The organism is Geobacter grbiciae, assembly GCF_018531165.1.
Lineage (GTDB): Bacteria > Desulfobacterota > Desulfuromonadia > Geobacterales > Geobacteraceae > Geobacter > Geobacter metallireducens.
The window spans coordinates 162,992-179,569 of record NZ_JAHDIW010000003.1; the positions used below are offsets into that span (position 1 = coordinate 162,992).

The 16,578-nt window shown below is 60.2% G+C and carries 19 protein-coding genes; 16 read left to right on the forward strand and 3 right to left on the reverse strand.

Features of this window, described 5'->3' with window-relative positions; genetic code table 11:
* The first annotated feature begins 118 nt into the window (after positions 1 to 118).
* From KJB29_RS06190 to flhB, 13 genes are all read left to right on the forward strand, one after another.
* Positions 119 to 1,588, forward strand: coding sequence for a flagellar hook-length control protein FliK (locus KJB29_RS06190; protein ID WP_215733836.1), 1,470 nt, complete (start codon positions 119 to 121; stop codon positions 1,586 to 1,588).
* 19 nt (positions 1,589 to 1,607) lie between these two features.
* Positions 1,608 to 2,264 (forward strand): flagellar hook assembly protein FlgD, encoded by a 657-nt coding sequence (locus KJB29_RS06195; protein ID WP_004514280.1) that lies wholly within the window; start codon positions 1,608 to 1,610, stop codon positions 2,262 to 2,264.
* Between the two features lie 7 nt (positions 2,265 to 2,271).
* Complete coding sequence (locus tag KJB29_RS19295; RefSeq protein WP_246560610.1) at positions 2,272 to 2,763, forward strand: FlgD immunoglobulin-like domain containing protein; 492 nt, start codon at positions 2,272 to 2,274, stop codon at positions 2,761 to 2,763.
* A gap of 7 nt (positions 2,764 to 2,770) precedes the next feature.
* On the forward strand, positions 2,771 to 3,160 hold the full coding sequence (locus tag KJB29_RS06210) for a TIGR02530 family flagellar biosynthesis protein (protein WP_004514279.1): 390 nt from the start codon (positions 2,771 to 2,773) through the stop codon (positions 3,158 to 3,160).
* 158 nt (positions 3,161 to 3,318) lie between these two features.
* A complete protein-coding gene (locus KJB29_RS06215; RefSeq protein ID WP_215733837.1) occupies positions 3,319 to 4,578 on the forward strand; it encodes a flagellar hook protein FlgE in 1,260 nt (419 codons plus the stop codon).
* A 404-nt stretch (positions 4,579 to 4,982) separates the two neighbouring features.
* Positions 4,983 to 5,519 (forward strand): flagellar basal body-associated FliL family protein, encoded by a 537-nt coding sequence (locus KJB29_RS06220; RefSeq protein WP_215733838.1) that lies wholly within the window; start codon positions 4,983 to 4,985, stop codon positions 5,517 to 5,519.
* Positions 5,520 to 5,572: 53 nt separating this feature from the next.
* Positions 5,573 to 6,556 (forward strand): flagellar motor switch protein FliM, encoded by a 984-nt coding sequence (gene fliM, locus KJB29_RS06225; protein WP_004514554.1) that lies wholly within the window; start codon positions 5,573 to 5,575, stop codon positions 6,554 to 6,556.
* Positions 6,553 to 6,858 (forward strand): flagellar motor switch protein FliN, encoded by a 306-nt coding sequence (fliN, locus tag KJB29_RS06230; RefSeq protein WP_004514553.1) that lies wholly within the window; start codon positions 6,553 to 6,555, stop codon positions 6,856 to 6,858. Before fliM ends, fliN begins: the two co-directional genes overlap by 4 nt.
* Positions 6,855 to 7,346, forward strand: a complete 492-nt coding sequence (fliO, locus tag KJB29_RS06235; protein WP_343213542.1) for a flagellar biosynthetic protein FliO — start codon at positions 6,855 to 6,857, stop codon at positions 7,344 to 7,346. Before fliN ends, fliO begins: the two co-directional genes overlap by 4 nt.
* Positions 7,347 to 7,365: 19 nt before the next feature.
* The gene (fliP, locus tag KJB29_RS06240) at positions 7,366 to 8,118 is read left to right on the forward strand and encodes a flagellar type III secretion system pore protein FliP (RefSeq protein WP_215733839.1); all 753 of its coding nucleotides are present in this window, start codon (positions 7,366 to 7,368) and stop codon (positions 8,116 to 8,118) included.
* A gap of 76 nt (positions 8,119 to 8,194) precedes the next feature.
* The gene (fliQ, locus tag KJB29_RS06245) at positions 8,195 to 8,464 is read left to right on the forward strand and encodes a flagellar biosynthesis protein FliQ (RefSeq protein WP_215733840.1); all 270 of its coding nucleotides are present in this window, start codon (positions 8,195 to 8,197) and stop codon (positions 8,462 to 8,464) included.
* 81 nt (positions 8,465 to 8,545) lie between these two features.
* Entirely contained in the window at positions 8,546 to 9,340 is a 795-nt protein-coding gene (gene fliR, locus KJB29_RS06250; protein WP_215733841.1) for a flagellar biosynthetic protein FliR, read from the forward strand.
* Positions 9,340 to 10,401 carry a flagellar biosynthesis protein FlhB gene (flhB, locus tag KJB29_RS06255; protein ID WP_215733842.1) on the forward strand — a complete coding sequence of 354 codons (1,062 nt, stop codon included), beginning with the start codon at positions 9,340 to 9,342 and terminating at the stop codon, positions 10,399 to 10,401. The genes fliR and flhB overlap by 1 nt, the downstream gene beginning before the upstream one ends.
* A 217-nt stretch (positions 10,402 to 10,618) precedes the next feature.
* On the opposite strand, the gene KJB29_RS06260 is transcribed toward flhB, so the two are convergent.
* The 3 genes from KJB29_RS06260 to KJB29_RS06270 form a co-directional block, all read right to left on the reverse strand.
* The gene (locus KJB29_RS06260) at positions 10,619 to 10,840 is read right to left on the reverse strand and encodes a YgiT-type zinc finger protein (protein WP_215733843.1); all 222 of its coding nucleotides are present in this window, start codon (positions 10,838 to 10,840) and stop codon (positions 10,619 to 10,621) included.
* Positions 10,837 to 11,172 (reverse strand): DUF4258 domain-containing protein, encoded by a 336-nt coding sequence (locus KJB29_RS06265; protein WP_246560612.1) that lies wholly within the window; start codon positions 11,170 to 11,172, stop codon positions 10,837 to 10,839. Before KJB29_RS06265 ends, KJB29_RS06260 begins: the two co-directional genes overlap by 4 nt.
* An 84-nt stretch (positions 11,173 to 11,256) precedes the next feature.
* Entirely contained in the window at positions 11,257 to 12,297 is a 1,041-nt protein-coding gene (locus KJB29_RS06270) for a cytochrome-c peroxidase (protein ID WP_215733845.1), read from the reverse strand.
* Positions 12,298 to 12,888: 591 nt separating this feature from the next.
* On the opposite strand from KJB29_RS06270, the gene KJB29_RS06275 reads away from it, so the two are divergent.
* From KJB29_RS06275 to KJB29_RS06285, 3 genes are all read left to right on the forward strand, one after another.
* Entirely contained in the window at positions 12,889 to 14,511 is a 1,623-nt protein-coding gene (locus KJB29_RS06275) for a DUF3373 domain-containing protein (protein ID WP_215733846.1), read from the forward strand.
* An 82-nt stretch (positions 14,512 to 14,593) separates the two neighbouring features.
* Entirely contained in the window at positions 14,594 to 14,890 is a 297-nt protein-coding gene (locus KJB29_RS06280; protein ID WP_215733847.1) for a TOBE domain-containing protein, read from the forward strand.
* A gap of 146 nt (positions 14,891 to 15,036) precedes the next feature.
* Positions 15,037 to 16,401, forward strand: a complete 1,365-nt coding sequence (locus tag KJB29_RS06285) for a cytochrome C (RefSeq protein ID WP_215733848.1) — start codon at positions 15,037 to 15,039, stop codon at positions 16,399 to 16,401.
* Positions 16,402 to 16,578: the final 177 nt, after the last annotated feature.

Here is a 16,578-nt window from a genome sequence, read left to right on the forward strand (position 1 = left end):
GCGATCGAGTGACGACGCGGAGGCGTACCGAGGTACGCCGCACAAGGAGTCGCGAAGGTCAACGCAGAGATTGCGGAAAAGCCGCGTTTCAATCCACCAAAGAAAGGAGGTGAATAGTATGAGCATGGAGATCATGCAGATGCTCCAGGTGATTCCTCAAGCCGTCCCCACCGCCGGAACCACACCTGAAGTCCCTGCCGGGTCTGCCGCCACCCCCGACCTCTTCGCCTCGCTCATGGCCGGGCTTCTTGTTCAGCCCCCAGCCACGACGGCGACCGCGGAACTTTCAGCACTTACCGCGGAAACCCCGGAGCCTAACGATCAAAACGCCGCCGCCCCGGAGACCGACGACATCACCACCGCCGAAGCAGCCATGATGTCGCTCGCATCCCTTGTGGCACCCCAGACGATTGTTCCGCAGGCCGCACCGGTTCCCGAAATTACTGTCCCGACCGGCACGACCACCGAGGTGAGCGCCGCCACCGCTGCGACGCAGGTCACGGCCACCGCACCTTCGCCAGCAGCGGCACCTGTAAGGGTAATGGCGCCTGAATCCACACCTGCCATGCTTCCGCCCCAGGCCGACGCCGTCATCCCCCAACCCGAACTTCCCCGGGAGACGACCAAGGCAACAATCCCGACAACGGAAGCAGCCCCAGCCGCACCGGCACCCACAGCCACGGCACAGCCTGCCCCGGAAAAGAACAGGGTGGAGGTCCTCGCGGTCAATCTCGAACCCGCAAAAACCACAGAGATGGCCCAGGTGGAACCCCAGGTGTCCGAGCCCCTGCCCGAAACGGCACCGGCACCCGAGATCGCGGCAGCGGACAAACCGGCACCCCGCACCATGGGACCGGCGGCAGCCTATCCCGACCGGATACCGGTCATCCCGAAGGAGGCGGAGTCATCTTCCCCGGCCGATAAGGCTTCGGGGACGGAAACCGCACCCCTCACTGATGCAAAGCTCCAGAAGGTGGAGGTGACTATCAGGGATGAAAGCGGCAAGGAGCAGTCCACCGGCGAGCAGGGGAAAGGCGGGAGCAACTCCGCTGACCTGAAGGCCCACGTCGCACCGGTCCAGACCGACGCGGCGAAACCCTTCGAACCGGCCCTCGCCGGCACCACGAAGCCCGAGCACCAGCCGAACCACGGTTTGCGCGACAGCATCATGGCCCAGGTGAAAGAGGGGATCGCAACCCGGCAGCCGGCCGGCAACGGCGAGATCGCGATCCGGCTTGCCCCGGCGGAACTGGGGGAACTCCGGATCAACGTCCAGGTGGTGGATCAGCACGTGAAGGTGGAAGTGCTGGCGGCCAACAGCCAGGTGCGGGAGATTCTTCTCAGCAACCTGGATTCCCTCAAGGAGAACTTCTCGCGGCAGAACCTGACCATGACCGGTTTCGACGTATCCACCGGCACGGGCCAGGGGTACGAGCAGCTCTTCCACCAGGGGAAGGAGGCCGGCCAACAAGGGGGCTTCCGGACCGCGTACCAGCGGGGAACAGCAGAGACCGAGGCACCGGCGACCCAGGCAGCCGACTACTACTACACCGACCGGCGCGACTCGATCCTCGACGTAAGACTTTAGGAAAGGAGGTGCATAGACTGTGGTAAACGGAATCACCACTGACACGACAGCGGCGGCAGCTGCCATGAAGAAGTCCACCGGCATGAACAAGGACGACTTCCTCAAGCTGTTCGTCACCCAGCTCCAGCACCAGGATCCCCTGAACCCCGCGGACAGTTCGGAGTTCATCGGCCAGCTGGCGCAGCTGACCCAGGTGGAGCAAGCCTACAACACCAACTCCAACCTGACCAAAATCATCGACCTGTTCAACGGCGCCACGAGCCTCTCGTCGGTCTCGTACATCGGCAAGTCGGTAACGGCCAACGGCGATCAGATCAACCTCACCGCCGGCTCCAAACCGGCCCTCGGCTACCGGCTCCCGGCCGATGCGCAACAGGTGGCCATCAACATCTCGGATATCAGCGGCACCGTGGTCCGGACCCTGAACCTGGGAAATACCCGGGCCGGCGACGGCACGATCCTCTGGGACGGGAGAAACGGCAACGGAAGTACGCTGCCGGCAGGGCAGTACAGCTTCAGCGTGACCGGCTACAATGCCAAGGGGGAGAAGTTCCAGGGGAACCCGCTTCTCGTCGGCACGGTGGAAGGGATAACGCTGGAAGGAAAGGAACCCAACGTAACCATCGGCGGCATCAGCGTGCCGCTCAGCAACGTACTCTCGGTGAAAGGAGCGTGAGGAAGGGATGATCGACAAGATCTATTTTCCCGAACCACTCCCCATCAACCCGGGACAGAAACCGGCGCAACCGCAACCGGCGAAGCAGGGGGGCGCACAGCCACCCGCCTTCGCGAAGATCCTCGACGGCAAGATGCCGGCCCAGGGGGTCAAATTCTCCCAGCATGCCCAGGAACGGCTGAGGGCACGGGGGATCAGCCTCAACGAAGCTGATATGGATATCAGCGGCACCGTGGTCCGGACCCTGAACCTGGGAAATACCCGGGCCGGCGACGGCACGATCCTCTGGGACGGGAGAAACGGCAACGGAAGTACGCTGCCGGCAGGGCAGTACAGCTTCAGCGTGACCGGCTACAATGCCAAGGGGGAGAAGTTCCAGGGGAACCCGCTTCTCGTCGGCACGGTGGAAGGGATAACGCTGGAAGGAAAGGAACCCAACGTAACCATCGGCGGCATCAGCGTGCCGCTCAGCAACGTACTCTCGGTGAAAGGAGCGTGAGGAAGGGATGATCGACAAGATCTATTTTCCCGAACCACTCCCCATCAACCCGGGACAGAAACCGGCGCAACCGCAACCGGCGAAGCAGGGGGGCGCACAGCCACCCGCCTTCGCGAAGATCCTCGACGGCAAGATGCCGGCCCAGGGGGTCAAATTCTCCCAGCATGCCCAGGAACGGCTGAGGGCACGGGGGATCAGCCTCAACGAAGCTGATATGAAGAGGCTGGAGGGAGCGGTGGACAGCGTGGCCCAGAAGGGTGGGCGCGAATCGCTCATCATGCTCGGCGACGCGGCACTTGTGGTGAGTGTCAAAAACCGGACAGTCATCACCGCCATGGACCGGGGGAGCATGCAAGGGAATGTGTTCACGAACATCGATTCGGCAGTAGTTTTCTAGGATACGGGGACCAGGGATCGGGGACCTGAAGCAGCAGGGAAGAAAATGATCCACAACGGGCCGGACCTTCACGGGGGCCCGGGGACGCCGACCGACAGAGGCGTCCCGTTTGAACCAGGCGGCAGTCGACTACTGCCGACCCCTCGGAGGCAACACACATGAGCGTTACATCTGCACTGTATACCGGCATCAGCGGCCTCAACGCCAACGGCGAAGCCATGTCCGTCATCGGCAACAACATCTCCAACGTTAACACCATCGGTTTCAAGCAGGGACGGATGCTCTTCTCCGACGTCCTCTCCAGCACCATCAGCGGCGGCTCCCAGATCGGCCGCGGCGTCCAGATCCAGACCGTTGAGAACCAGTTCACCCAGGGCTCCTTCGAGAGCACCGAGAGCGGCACCGACCTGGCCGTCCAGGGCGATTCCTTCTTCGTGGTCCAGAACGACAACGGCCGCTATTACACCCGTGCCGGCGCCTTCACCTTCGACAAGGACAAGACTCTCGTGAACCCGGAAGGGTACCAGGTGCAGGGGTATGGGATCATCCCCTCGTCGGGCCTTGCCGATGGCGTCATGAAGCCCATCGATCTGACCACGTTCGCCACCACCCCGCCGAAGCAGACCTCTGCCGTCGACATGGTGCTGAACCTGGATTCCACCCAGAGCACGCCGGCCCTTCCCTGGGATCCGGCCAACCCGGTTGCCACCTCCAACTTCTCCACGAGCCTGTCGGTTTACGACTCCCAGGGGAACGCCCACACGGCAACGGTCTACTTCCGCAAGACCGCCGCCAACGCGTGGGGCTGGCACGCCATTCTCCCCGACGCCCAGGCCGGTACCCCCGGCAGCAGCACCACCCCCTTGGACGGGACCCTTACCTTTGACGCCACCGGTGCCCTCACCGGCCAGACCCCCTTGGCCAGCGCGGCCCAGAACATCACCTTCACGGGCGGGGTAACCGCTCCGCAGCCGATCCTCTTCGGCATGGGCGTCGGCGCCACCACCCAGTACGCCAGCCCCTCCATTGTCTCTTCCCAGACCCAGGACGGCTACTACCAGGGTACCCTGACCAAGGTCACCATCGACGACAAGGGGTACGTGAACGGGGTTTACTCCAACGGCGAGCTCAAGAAGCTCTACCAGGTGGCCCTGGCCAAGTTCGCCTCCACCACCGGCCTCTCCAAGGCGGGGGGCACCCTCTTCGAGGAGACCCTCGACTCCGGCCAGCCCCTCTTCTCCAACGCCAGCACTCCGGGCGTCGGGAAGGTTCTTGCCAACTCCCTGGAGCAGTCCAACGTGGACATGGCGGCCCAGTTCGTCAAGATGATCACCACCCAGCGGGGCTACTCCGCCAACTCCAAGACCATCACCACCGCCGACGAGATGCTCCAGGAAGTCCTCAATCTCAAGCGGTAACCTGACATTCCCCAGGGGGAGCCACGCGGCTCCCCCTTTTTTTTGACCCGCGCCGGCATTGATCCGCTGTGAAGTTGTGCCGGAAAATTGACCCCCCTGCGCCGTTCCCCCGGCTGACGGCGTTTCATGGCCCCTTCGTGCCGCCCATGTATCGTCTCCCGCCGTTATTCCGTGTCAAAACATCGACCATCAAAGCCATTCCCGTAGCGCCCCGTCCCCATCCGTTCGTCAGTCCCATTCGCTGAAAATCCGAGTCCGTCGGTTTTTCGGGATTTTTTCCGGTTCTTTTGCTCTTCCCCTTCTTTTAAATTGTTTTTAGCATTCTGGCACTTCGGTTGCAGTATCTGCATCGGTGCGTCAAACCCACTGATATCAACCGCAAAGTAACGAGGAGGAGGACCCCAATGGCTGCAGAAGAAAACGCCTCGGCAGAAGGTGCGCCGAAAAACAAGAAAATGCTCTTCATCATCATCGGCGCGGCCGCCGTGGTGATTATCGCCCTTGCCGTCGTATTCATGGGGGGCAAAAAGGAGAAAAAGGGAGAAGGTGCCGAGGCGAAGGTTGAGCAGAAGGCTGAAGGGGGAGGCGCCGCTTCCAGTGGCGGCAAGGAGGGGGGCAAGGAGGGAGCGGCTGGCGCCGCTGCCAACATCTTCCCCATGGAACCGTTTATCGTCAATATCTACGACGGACAGGAACTGCGGTACCTGCGGGTCAAGGTGGAGTTCGAAACCGCCAGCGCCGACGCCAAGAAAGAGATCGAGCTTCGCCAGGCGCCCCTGCGGGATGCCATCCTCGTGCTCCTGACCACGAAGACCCTTCAGGATGTCCAGGACCTCCAGGGGAAGAACCAGCTTCGGGACGAGATCATGGTGGCAGTCAACAAGATCCTCCCTCCGGGCAAGGTGAGCAAGGTCTACTTTACCGACTTCGTGGTCCAGTAGGGACGCCGCTTGCTGCACCCCTACGTGATTCGTTGTAACACCAGGGCCTGTTCATGGAAAAAATCCTCACCAAACAAGAGATAGAGGCGCTGCTGGCCGCCGTCTTCGAGGGCAAGATCGAGCCCGACAAGGAGCTGGCCAAGGCAGAGGCGACGGTTCAGTCCTACGACCTCTTCAGTAGTGAGTCGAAGGGGAACATTCCCAACCTCGACATCATTTACGACAGCTTCATCCGCTACCAGCGGGGCACCCTGTCGAACCGCCTGGGGCGCATCGTCGAGATCAAGAAGGTGGGGGCTGCTTCCTTCAAGTTCGACGACTTCCTCCATACCATGCCGTCGCCGGTGGCCATGGCCGTCTACAAGGCCGATCCCCTCAAGGGGGCGGCGCTGATCGCCTTTGACAGCACCCTGGTCTTCACCATCGTCGACTGCATCCTGGGGGGGACCGGTTCCTCGGTCGTGCCGACCGTCGGCAACCGGATGTTCACCTCCATCGAGCTGCGGCTGGTGCAGAAGATCGTCATGGATGTTCTCGCCGATCTCGAAAAGGCCTGGGCCCCCATTTACGCCACCAAAATGGGCTTTTTGCGGATGGAGATGAACCCCCGGCTCGTCAATATCGTTCCCCCCGAGTATCAGGTGGTGACGATGGAGATGGAGATCCAGATCGAGGAGATCATCGGCAAGATGATCTTCGCCGTACCCCTCACGACCATCGATCCGGTCAGGGAAAAGCTCAAGAACGGCGCCCAGGTCGACATGATGGCCATCGATCCCCAGTGGTCGTTCCGCCTGTCGAAGGAACTTCTGGAGGCCCCCCTCGACCTTTCCGTGGAGGTGGGAGGAGCCATCATCAGCATGGACGAGCTTCTGAATCTCACCCCCGGCGACACCATCATGCTTGACACCCCCTGCAACAGCGACCTGGTGGTGAAGGTTGGGGGGGTATCGAAATTCATGTCCGCACCGGGGCTGAGGCACGGCAACAAGGCGGCGCAGATAACCACCATTATCGGTAAAGGGAGAGAGCAGTGAGCGACCTCGACAATGAAAACCTGAAGGATGGCGAACTGGATACCAAGAACCTGAACTTCATCCTCGACATACCGCTGCAGCTCACGGTGGAGCTGGGGCGCACCAAAATCCTCGTGAAGGATGTTCTCCAGCTTAACCAGGGGGCGGTCGTGGAACTGACGAAGCTGGCGGGGGAGCCCCTCGACGTGTTTGTCAACTCCAAGCTCGTGGCCCGGGGCGAGGCGGTGGTGGTGAACGAGAAGTTCGGTATCCGGCTTGTGGATATCGTCAGCCCCAACGAGCGGGTGGAGAAGGTGCTGTGAAACGCCTCGCCATGTCAGGGGCTGCAACGGCGGCAACGCTCGTGCCGGCCGCTGCCCTGGCCGCGGACGGGCAGGGGAGCCCGAGCCTGTTCATGCTTACCCTCCAGATGGTGGCTGCGCTGGCAGTGGTGCTGGGGCTCATCTACCTCTTCTACCACCTCTCCAACCGCTGGCTGAAACTGGGAGCCCCAATGGGGGGCGGCGAGCGCCACATCCGCCTGGTGGAGACGCGCCACCTGGCGCCGAAGAAGTCGCTGGTCCTCGTGGAGGTGGGGGGAGAGTACCTGCTGCTGGGCTCCAGCAGCGACAACCTCACCTTTCTCAAGCAGATCGACATCCTTGAGGAGATCGAAGTGATCGATGACCCGGAAAAGCAGTCGACCATGGCCACCCTCTTTCAGGGAAAGCTCGATGCCATGGCCGCGAAGATTGCCGCCATCAAGCAGGGGCGGGCCGACTCCCCCAGTCGGCGCGCCGAAAAATTCTGACACCAGGGACGGTGTTGTCATGAAAAAGCATATCCTCATACCCCTCGCGGCCATCGCTCTGGTTGCCGGATTCGCCGCCGCAGCCTTTGCCGAGCCGGTGATCCCGACTCTCTCCATCGGCGTCGGCAAAGCCTCCAAGCCGGGCGACGTCTCCGCGGTCCTCCAGATCTTCTTCCTCATGACGGTCTTGTCGCTGGCGCCGGGACTCATGATGATGACCACCTCCTTCACCCGGATCGTCATCGTCCTCTCGTTCCTGCGCAACGCCATCGGCACCCAGCAATCCCCTCCGAACCAGATCATCGTGGCCCTATCGCTCTTCCTTACCTTTTTCGTCATGAGCCCGGTCTGGCAGCAGGTGAATACCCAGGCGATCCAGCCCTACCGGGCCGCCCAGATCACCCAGGAGGAGGCGTTCAAGCGGGCACAGGTCCCCGTGCGCAAGTTCATGTTCTCCCAGACCCGGGATAAGGACCTGGCGCTCTTCATCAACCTCTCCAAGCTGCAGCGCCCCCGCAACGCCGACGATATCCCGACCCTCACCCTCATCCCGGCCTTCATGATCTCGGAACTGCGGACGGCGTTCCAGATCGGCTTCCTCATCTTCATCCCGTTCCTGGTGATCGACATGGTGGTGGCCTCGGTCCTCATGTCCATGGGTATGATGATGCTGCCGCCGGTCATGATCTCGCTCCCCTTCAAGATCCTCCTCTTCGTCCTGGTGGACGGGTGGGGGCTGGTTATCGGCTCGCTTATCAAGAGCTTTGGATAAATGCCGGAACCAGGGACCTGAAAAAGCATTAAAAAGCCCTTCCCGGTCCCCGATCCCCGATCCCGGAGGTTAACCCATGAGTCCCGATCTCGTCGTTCAGCTGGCACGCCGCAGCTTCGAGGTGACGCTGCTCCTTTCCGCGCCGCTCCTCATCTCGGGGCTCGTGGTGGGTCTGCTCATCAGCATCTTCCAGGCGGTCACCTCCATCCAGGAGGCGACCCTCGCCTTCGCGCCGAAGATCATCATCGTCATGGTGGCGATGGTCATCTTCTTCCCGTGGATGATGAGCTACATGAGCGACTTCACCCGGGAGCTCTACGCGATGATCCCCAACATGAGGCACTGAAAGCCCGCAACGAGGGAGCAGGGACCCTTGGCCAGGTAATAGTTGTTACCGGTCCCCGGTCCACGGTCCCCGGTCCCGACTATGTTCCCCTTAACCACCCCATTCCCGTCGGTCAATGACGTCGCCTTCTTCGCCCTGGTGCTCGGGCGGATGGCCGGCATCTTCGCGGCCATCCCCCTGTTCGGCGGCCGACGGGTGCCCATGAACATCAAGGTCCTGGTGGTCTTCGCCCTGACGGTGGTCTGCTTCCCCCTCATCAAGGCAAAAATCCCCCAGCTTCCCGCCGACATGCTCTCCCTCGGCATGCTCATGATCCGCGAGGCCCTCGTGGGGACCTGTCTCGGCCTCCTCTCTCTCATCATCTTTGCCGCCGTGGAGTTCTGCGGCCAGATCTGCGGCATCCAGATGGGGCTTTCCATTGTCAGCGAGATCGACCCTTCCCGGGGGAGCCAGTTGTCGATTATCTCCATCTTCCAGGAGATGTTCGCCACCCTCCTGTTTCTCTCCCTCAATGTCCACCATGTTTTCATCAACGCCCTGGTGGAGAGCTATGCCGTTCTCCCCGTGGGGGCCTGGACCATGAGCGAAGGGCTTCTGAATTTCCTGGTCGTCACCATCGGCCAGGTCTTCATCCTGGCCATCAAGCTGTCCGCGCCGATCATGGTGATCCTGCTCCTGACGAGCGTCATGCTCGGCATCATGGCCCGGGCGTTCCCCCAGATGAACGTCTTTTTCGTGAGCATGCCCCTCAACATCGGCATCGGTTTCATCATTCTCGGACTTTCACTCACCGTGTTCCTCCATACCCTCCGGGGATCGTTCGGGGCGTTGGACGAGCAGATCATGGCTCTCATGAAACTTATGGGTAAGGGATAGTGTCGGAAGAAGACAAGCATTCAAAGACAGAACAACCCACCCAGAAGAGGCTGGATGAGGCGAAGAAGAAGGGGGTCCCCCACAGCCGCGACCTCACCTCCACCGTCACGCTTATCTCCGCCATGGTCGCCCTCTACACCACTGGCGGCTTCATGTTTACCACCCTCGAGTCCACCACCCGCGAGATTTTCGGCTCCATGGGCACCTTCCAGCTCACCGAGTCGAGCGTCGAGATGCTGCTGGTGAAACTTTTTCTTGTGATCCTGCAGGTCATTGGTCCCTTCATGATCGTGGTGGTTATCGTCGGTCTCCTTACTACCGTGGCCCAGGTGGGCTTCTCCATGAACGCCGAACGGATCGCCTTCAAGCCCGAAAAGCTGAACCCGGCGGAGAATTTCGGCAAGCTCTTCAACAAAGACTCCTTCATGGAGATGGCCAAGGCGACCCTCAAGATTCTGATCGTCGGCTACATGTCCTACAAGATCATGCGTGACGAACTGGACGGGATCATCTACCTGACCGACACGGACCTGTCCGGCATCCTGGAACTGTTCAAGCACCTCTCCTTCAAGCTCGTGATCCACACCTGCGGGGTGCTCCTGATCCTGGGGGTCGTTGACCTCGTCTTCGTGAAGTGGCGCTTCATCGAGCGGCAGAAGATGACCAAGCAGGAGGTGAAGGACGAGCACAAGGAGTCGGAGGGGGACCCGAAGGTCAAGGGGAAGATCCGCCAGATGCAGTTCCAGCAGGCCCAGCGGAGGCTGCGGACCGTCATCCCCACCGCCGACGTGGTCATCACCAACCCGACCCACTTCGCCGTGGTCCTCAAGTACGACCGCCTCACCATGGCCGCTCCCACGGTCCTCGCCAAGGGTGCCGATCACATGGCCCAGACCATCAAGGCAATGGCCAGGGAGCATAACGTCATGCTCGTGGAAAACCGCTTTCTGGCCCGGGAACTCTACGCCCAGGTGAAGGAGGGGGAGGAGATTCCCGAGGCGCTCTATGCGGCGGTGGCGGAGGTGCTAGCCTACGTCTACAGCCTCAAAGGAAAAGTATAGTCGCGTCCGTCTGCACGCCATCTTCGGCCGCTCCTCAATCGCGCAATCCTCGACGTAGCTTGGGCTACGCCTGCGGTTGCGCTCAATCGTCGCAGCCAAATCTGACGCACATACGAACGCGATGGTGGCGGTGGTGGTGATTGGGATTGGGGAATGAAAAAGGCCGGAGCGTGATTGCTTCGGCCTTTCGTTGTTACGGATGGTTGGGCTGCAGTCGCTATGCCGCGTAACGGAGAATCTCCACTTCAACGCTCTTGCCGGTTCCGGCGATTATCGCCTCAACCTTCTCCATGACCGGGTCTTCCAGCAGAAATTCGCTGCAGTTACTACACTGCAACACGGGCAGGTCCTTGATGATGATGATGGAATGGGGGCCAGTTTTGAAGGGAAGGTCGGTGGTGATCCGTTCGAAAGACCCCCCACAATTGTGACACTTCATGATTTCCTCCGTCTTCTGCCGTCAGATTCCCATTTATCACCCGACGGCATGTATGTGGTGATGATCCTGACCGTATCGTTGTCTCGATCCAGGGCGAAGAGGATATGAAAGACCATCTCACCGTGTTCAGCCCGGATCAGGTAGCTGGGCAGGTATTTGTCATCGGGGTACGATTCGATTATTTCATAAGTATCTAGAGATGCAAAGATAATTTGCCTGGGAACAAAACGCTCGGCCATGCGCATGCTGACGTGATAGGTCCAGAAAATGCTCTTGCGACTGATGCACGAGCGGATTATATCGATAACATTTTGTTCTTTCTGGGGCGACATGGGACCCATATTGCATGACTTTGGCGGAAAGTCAATGGGCGGTGGGAGAGGCCGGAGGAGTTCTCCGGCCTTTCGTTATTCGGCTCAGTTCGTGAGCGGCCGTGGCGTGGTGTCGGAGTTGGGGGGCAAGACCGGGTGCATGACTTTCGGCTGCTTCCCGGTGAGGCTCCCTAAAAACGCGGTGATCTTGCCGGCGTCGTCGTCGGTGAGGGAGATGCCGAGCTGGGCGCTTCCCATGACCTTGACGGCATCTTTCAGCGCCCAGACCTTGCCCGAGTGGAAGTACGGCATGGTGATGGCGGCATTGCGCAGGCTCGGGGACCGGAAGACGTACTTGTCGGCCGCCGTGTTGGTCACCTTGAACCGGCCGGTGTCCCCCTCGGGGCGGATTTCGGGGCCCGGGCTTTCCTTGACGCCGAAGGGGAAGTAGCCGGTGCCCCCCACGTTGATGCCGCTGTGGCAGGCGACGCATCCCTTGTCGAGGAAGAGGGCGAGTCCTTTCTCCTCGGTGGCGGTGAGGGCCTTGCGGTTCCCGCTCAGGTACCTGTCGAAGGGTGCGCCGGGAGTGACGAGGGTCGCCTCGAAGACCTCGATGGCCTTTGCCACGTTGTCGAAGGTGACAGGGTCTTTCTCGCCGGGGAAGGCCTTCCTGAACAGGGGTTGGTAGCCGGGGATGCTCTTCAGGGTCGCCACCAGGTTCTCGGGCTTGTTGTTCATCTCGACGGATGCCTGGACTGGCCCCTTGGCCTGGGCCGCCAAGTCCTCGGCCCGGCCGTCCCAGAACTGGGCGATGTTGTAAACGGCGTTCAGGACCGTGGGTGAGTTGCGGGGACCCTTCTGCCAGCCGTGGCCGATGGCGGTTTCCTGGAGGTCGGCGCCGGCCAGCCCCACATTGTGACAGGTGTTGCAGCTGATGAGGTGCGACGACGAGAGCCGCGGGTCGAAGTAGAGCATCTTCCCCAACTCGACCTTTGCCGGCGTGGCCGGGTTCCCCTTCAAAGCCTTGGCCTTGCCGGGAATCGGCTTGAAAATCCCCTTGGCCCGTCCCATGACATCATCCTTGCCCCAGGCCACTCCGACAACCAGGGCGAGTACGGCCGCACATGCAATAGCCTTTCTCTCCATGCGTTTCCTCCTCCCGAGTGATTGATGAGAATGTTTTCAGTATAGTTCATGACGGCTTAATCGCAAGACAGGCATAGTGAGTCACGTTCCCATTGCTGTTCATTCCAGCGTGCGTTCCTTCCCGAGAGAGATCCTCTTTTCATCCTGCCGTTATGTACCGTTTACCAATCCTGCACGATTGCGGTTTACCGCCCCACGGAGTTGTGTGCCGATTTATGCGTTGATGTTCGGGGATTATAGTTTGCCCATGCTCGTCGATAACCCTGACGGTCAGTGGTTTAACGCTAAATTTACGTGCTTCATTGCCTATGGTAACCGAACAATTAATTCGGTATTAATATTTGCATATTTGCATTGATTGGCATTGGTACTGCAAGAGATAATGAGTGAAAACCGTAAGATGGCGACAATGGGGGGAAGGCCGCGGGTAAATTTCGGGGATTTCGCGATGTGGTGACAATTTTTGACGCCTCCGTGACGGACAAACGACACCCCGGCCCTAAGGCGTGACGCAACGATGGAGTGAGAGGCCGGAGCAATTTAAGTATTAAACCTTCTGTCAGCAGCAATGACCACGAGAAAGGAGAACACATGAAACGGGTAGCGAACAGAGTTCTGGCGGGAGCGGTGCTATTGGGGTTGTCCCACCCGCTCGCGGCAGTCGCGGCGGAACAGGACGTCCTGAAGAAGATCGAGGCGCTGGAAAAGCAGTTGCAGGAAATGAAGGATCAGATGAAGAGCACCGAGCAGAAGGCTCAGACCAGTGAAAAGAAGGCCGATGAGGCCGCAAGGAAGGTGGAGAAGGTGGAAGAGAAATCCCTGGGGCGCTGGCTGAGCATCGGCGGCGACTACCGGTTTCGGTATGATTACCTGAGGGGGAAAGTCGCACCATACTATCAGCTCAATCCTCGAAACGCCAAGGGTGACGGAAGTGACCTCTTCTTCCCTGTGCAGGGGGGGACGGTCAAGAACAACTCCCTCTATACCAACCGTTTCGGTCTCAATGTTGATGCCAAGGCGACCCAGGATGTCACCGTTCACGCCCGTCTCCTGATGTACAAGGTAACGGGCGCCCGCGACGACGCGGCCCTGCGCGGGGAAAACGGCCAAGCATATTTCTCGGACCGGGCCGGCCTCTTTGACGGCACCGTCGGTCACGTTCCCGGAGACGGTACCCTTGCCGTGGACCAGGTCTATGCCACCTGGAAAAATATCGCCGACCAGCCTATCTGGTTCTCCATCGGCCGGCGTCCTTCCACTGGCGGCATCCCTTCCCACCTGAAGCAGAACAAGGAAAAGCCGGGGAACTCCGGTGTGCCCCAACTGCTGGTGGACTACGCCTTTGATGGCCTGACCCTCGGCTATGCGCCGGACATCGAGTCCCTTCCCGGCGCCTACATGAAGTTCTGCTACGGCCGCGGCTTCGAGAACGGCATTACCGACAAGCAGGGTAATGGTCTCCATGACACCGACATGCTCGGCTTCAACATCGTCCCCTACGATACCGACAACCTCAAGGCCGAGTTCCAGTACAACCGTGGCATGAACATCTTCAACACCCCGGTCATGCTGTCCGGTCCCTTTGAGGGGAGCTCGCCAGCGACGGATCTGGGCGACATCGACTGGTACGGCCTCAACTTCCTCGGTCGCGTGAAGAAAGCTGGCCCCGGCACTTTCCACTGGTTCGCATCGGGTGCCGTCAGCCACACCAATCCGAACAATAATACGGTGAAGGTGCAGGTTCATACTCCGGTTGCAGGATTCACAACAACTGAGGGAGTGCTCGATACCCAATCGGGCCTCATGTGGACCGGCAAGAAGGAGAGCAAGACCGGCTGGGCCGTGTACCTCGGTGGCCGCTATGACATCGAGGCGACCGGAACCAAGCTCGGCTTCGAATACAACCACGGTTCCAAGGATTGGATCACCTTTGCCCCGGCCGCCGACGACATGTGGACCAGCAAGGTCGGAGCTCGCGGCAACGTCTACGAAGGGTATATCATCCAGGAGTTGAAGCTGAAACCCATCTCCAGCTACCTGAGCAAGACATTCTTCAAGATTGGCTACCAGTACTACGACTTCGACTACACCGGCAGCAACAACTGGGTGGGTGCCCCGGTCAAGATCAGCGGATTGGGGCAGACTACTCCCCAGATGCTTACCCCTCTCAAGAGCGCCCAAGACCTCTATGCGACATTTGAGGTCCATTTCTGATCGGTATCCGGGCGGGGGACTCCGGTCCCCCGCCGTTACTCAGCCCTGAGAAGGGCTTGGAACGAGACAAAGGAGCAGAGTCATGAGAAAAGCAATTGCAGCAGCAGCGGCAGTCATCATGTTGTCCATCGGCACAATCGCCGGCGCGGCCGAGGTGAAGATGGTCGGCACCGTCCAAAAGATCGAGATGCAGGGGGGAACGGCCACCGTCATTCTCAAGGACACCAAGAGCGGCAACGAGGTCAAGGTGACGGTGAAGGACGATCTTACCCTCGATAAGTTCAAGGACAAGCGGATCGTCGAAGGTGACGAGGTGCGGGTCAAGTATGACGACGGCGACGGTGTCGTCACCATCTTCCGCAAGACGGCGGGCTGCTGAGTGGGCAGGGTGCCGGCTGACCGTTTATACACGCAGCGGGCACTCATTCTCCTGTGGCTTCCCGACGTATATTTCATTCATTTATCTATATAGACAAAATTACAGGTTCCCCAGCTCATGGGGGGCCGGAGTGAGAGGATAGAGATATGATCAAGATACTTTTCACCGGGCTCGTTGCCGGGGCGGTGATGGCATCCGCCGCCTTTGCCAAGGATCATCCCGGCAGGGAGTATATGGAGAAGAACGGCTACAAGGGGCCGGAAACCTGCGAGGTCTGCCACCCCGGCACGGCAAAGGAGTTCCTCTCCACCGTCCACTGGACCCACGCCTCGAAGGTGGACAATGTGGAGAATACCGATCCGGCCCGGGAATACGGCATGAAAAACCGCATCTACACCATGTGCAACGGCAACGATATTGTCAATAACCTCAAGGAGATCCCCAAGACCCCCGACGCCAAGGGGCCGAAGTTCACCGGCTGCAACACCTGCCACCCCGGCAACCACGTGAGCGACGTGGGGAGCACCGGCCCCGAGGCCGAGGCGGCCATCGACTGCCTGCTCTGCCATTCCCGCGAGTACGACTACAGCAAGCGCAAACCCTTCAAGGATGACCAGGGGCGGGTCGTGCTCGGGCAGGACCGCAGTGTCAAGGCGGCGCTCGCCATCGCGAAGCCGACGGTCAAGAACTGCATGACCTGCCACGAGGCGGCCGGTGGCGGCGTGCTGGTGAAGCGCGGGTTCGCCTTCACGAAAGAGAACGATGTCCACGCCGCCAAGGGGATGGTCTGCGTCGACTGCCACAAGGCAAAGAACCACAAGATCCCCACTGGCTTTGATCCCAACAACTGGGCCCACGATGGGGTACGGGTTGCCTGCGCCGACTGCCACACGGAAACCCCCCACAAGGATGCGGAGTACAACCGGCATACTGCCCGCATCGCCTGCCAGACCTGCCACGTGACCAGAACCGGCGGCGCCTTCGCCAAGGATTTCACCAAGTGGGAGAAGCTCTCCAGCGGCTACTACGAGCCGACCACGCTCCGCAAGGAAGCCAACGAAACGGTGCCGGTCTATGCGTGGTACGACAAGACCGTTGCCAACCGGCCAGACTTCATCGGCCCGAAGGGAAGCCGGAGTAACAAGGCCAGCAGGATTTACCCCTTCAAGGTCTTCCAGGGGAAAGGGTTCTTCGACCGCAAGACCGGCAAACTGCTTTCCATGGACTTCGCCCCCCCCATGGCAAACGGCGACACCCTGGCCGGCGTGGCCTCGGCGGCGAAGATCCTCGGCATCAAGCAGTACGACCCGGTTCCCGGCTGGCAGACCATCATGTTCGGCAGCAATCACCTGGTGACGAAAAAGAATGCTCTGACCTGTAACAACTGCCATGCCCCCAACGGGGTGCTCCGGTTCAAGGATTTGGGGTATTCGGACGATGAGGTGAAGCGGCTGACCAGCCCGGAGTTGTATCTCCAGAAGATGGCGGAGAAACAGCGGGAAGAGTGGTAGATGCAACGGAGTCACTTGCTTGATCTGGCTGACTGCGCATGGTTAATGTGCCAAAATTATTTTTAAACATGCTCAAGTTGTGCAGATTTTGCCGATAAGCAATAACAGGGGGGGAGAAGGCGCTTGGCGTCTTCTCCCCCTGTTGGTGCAGTTTAGTTGGGTTGCATGGCGGCAAGC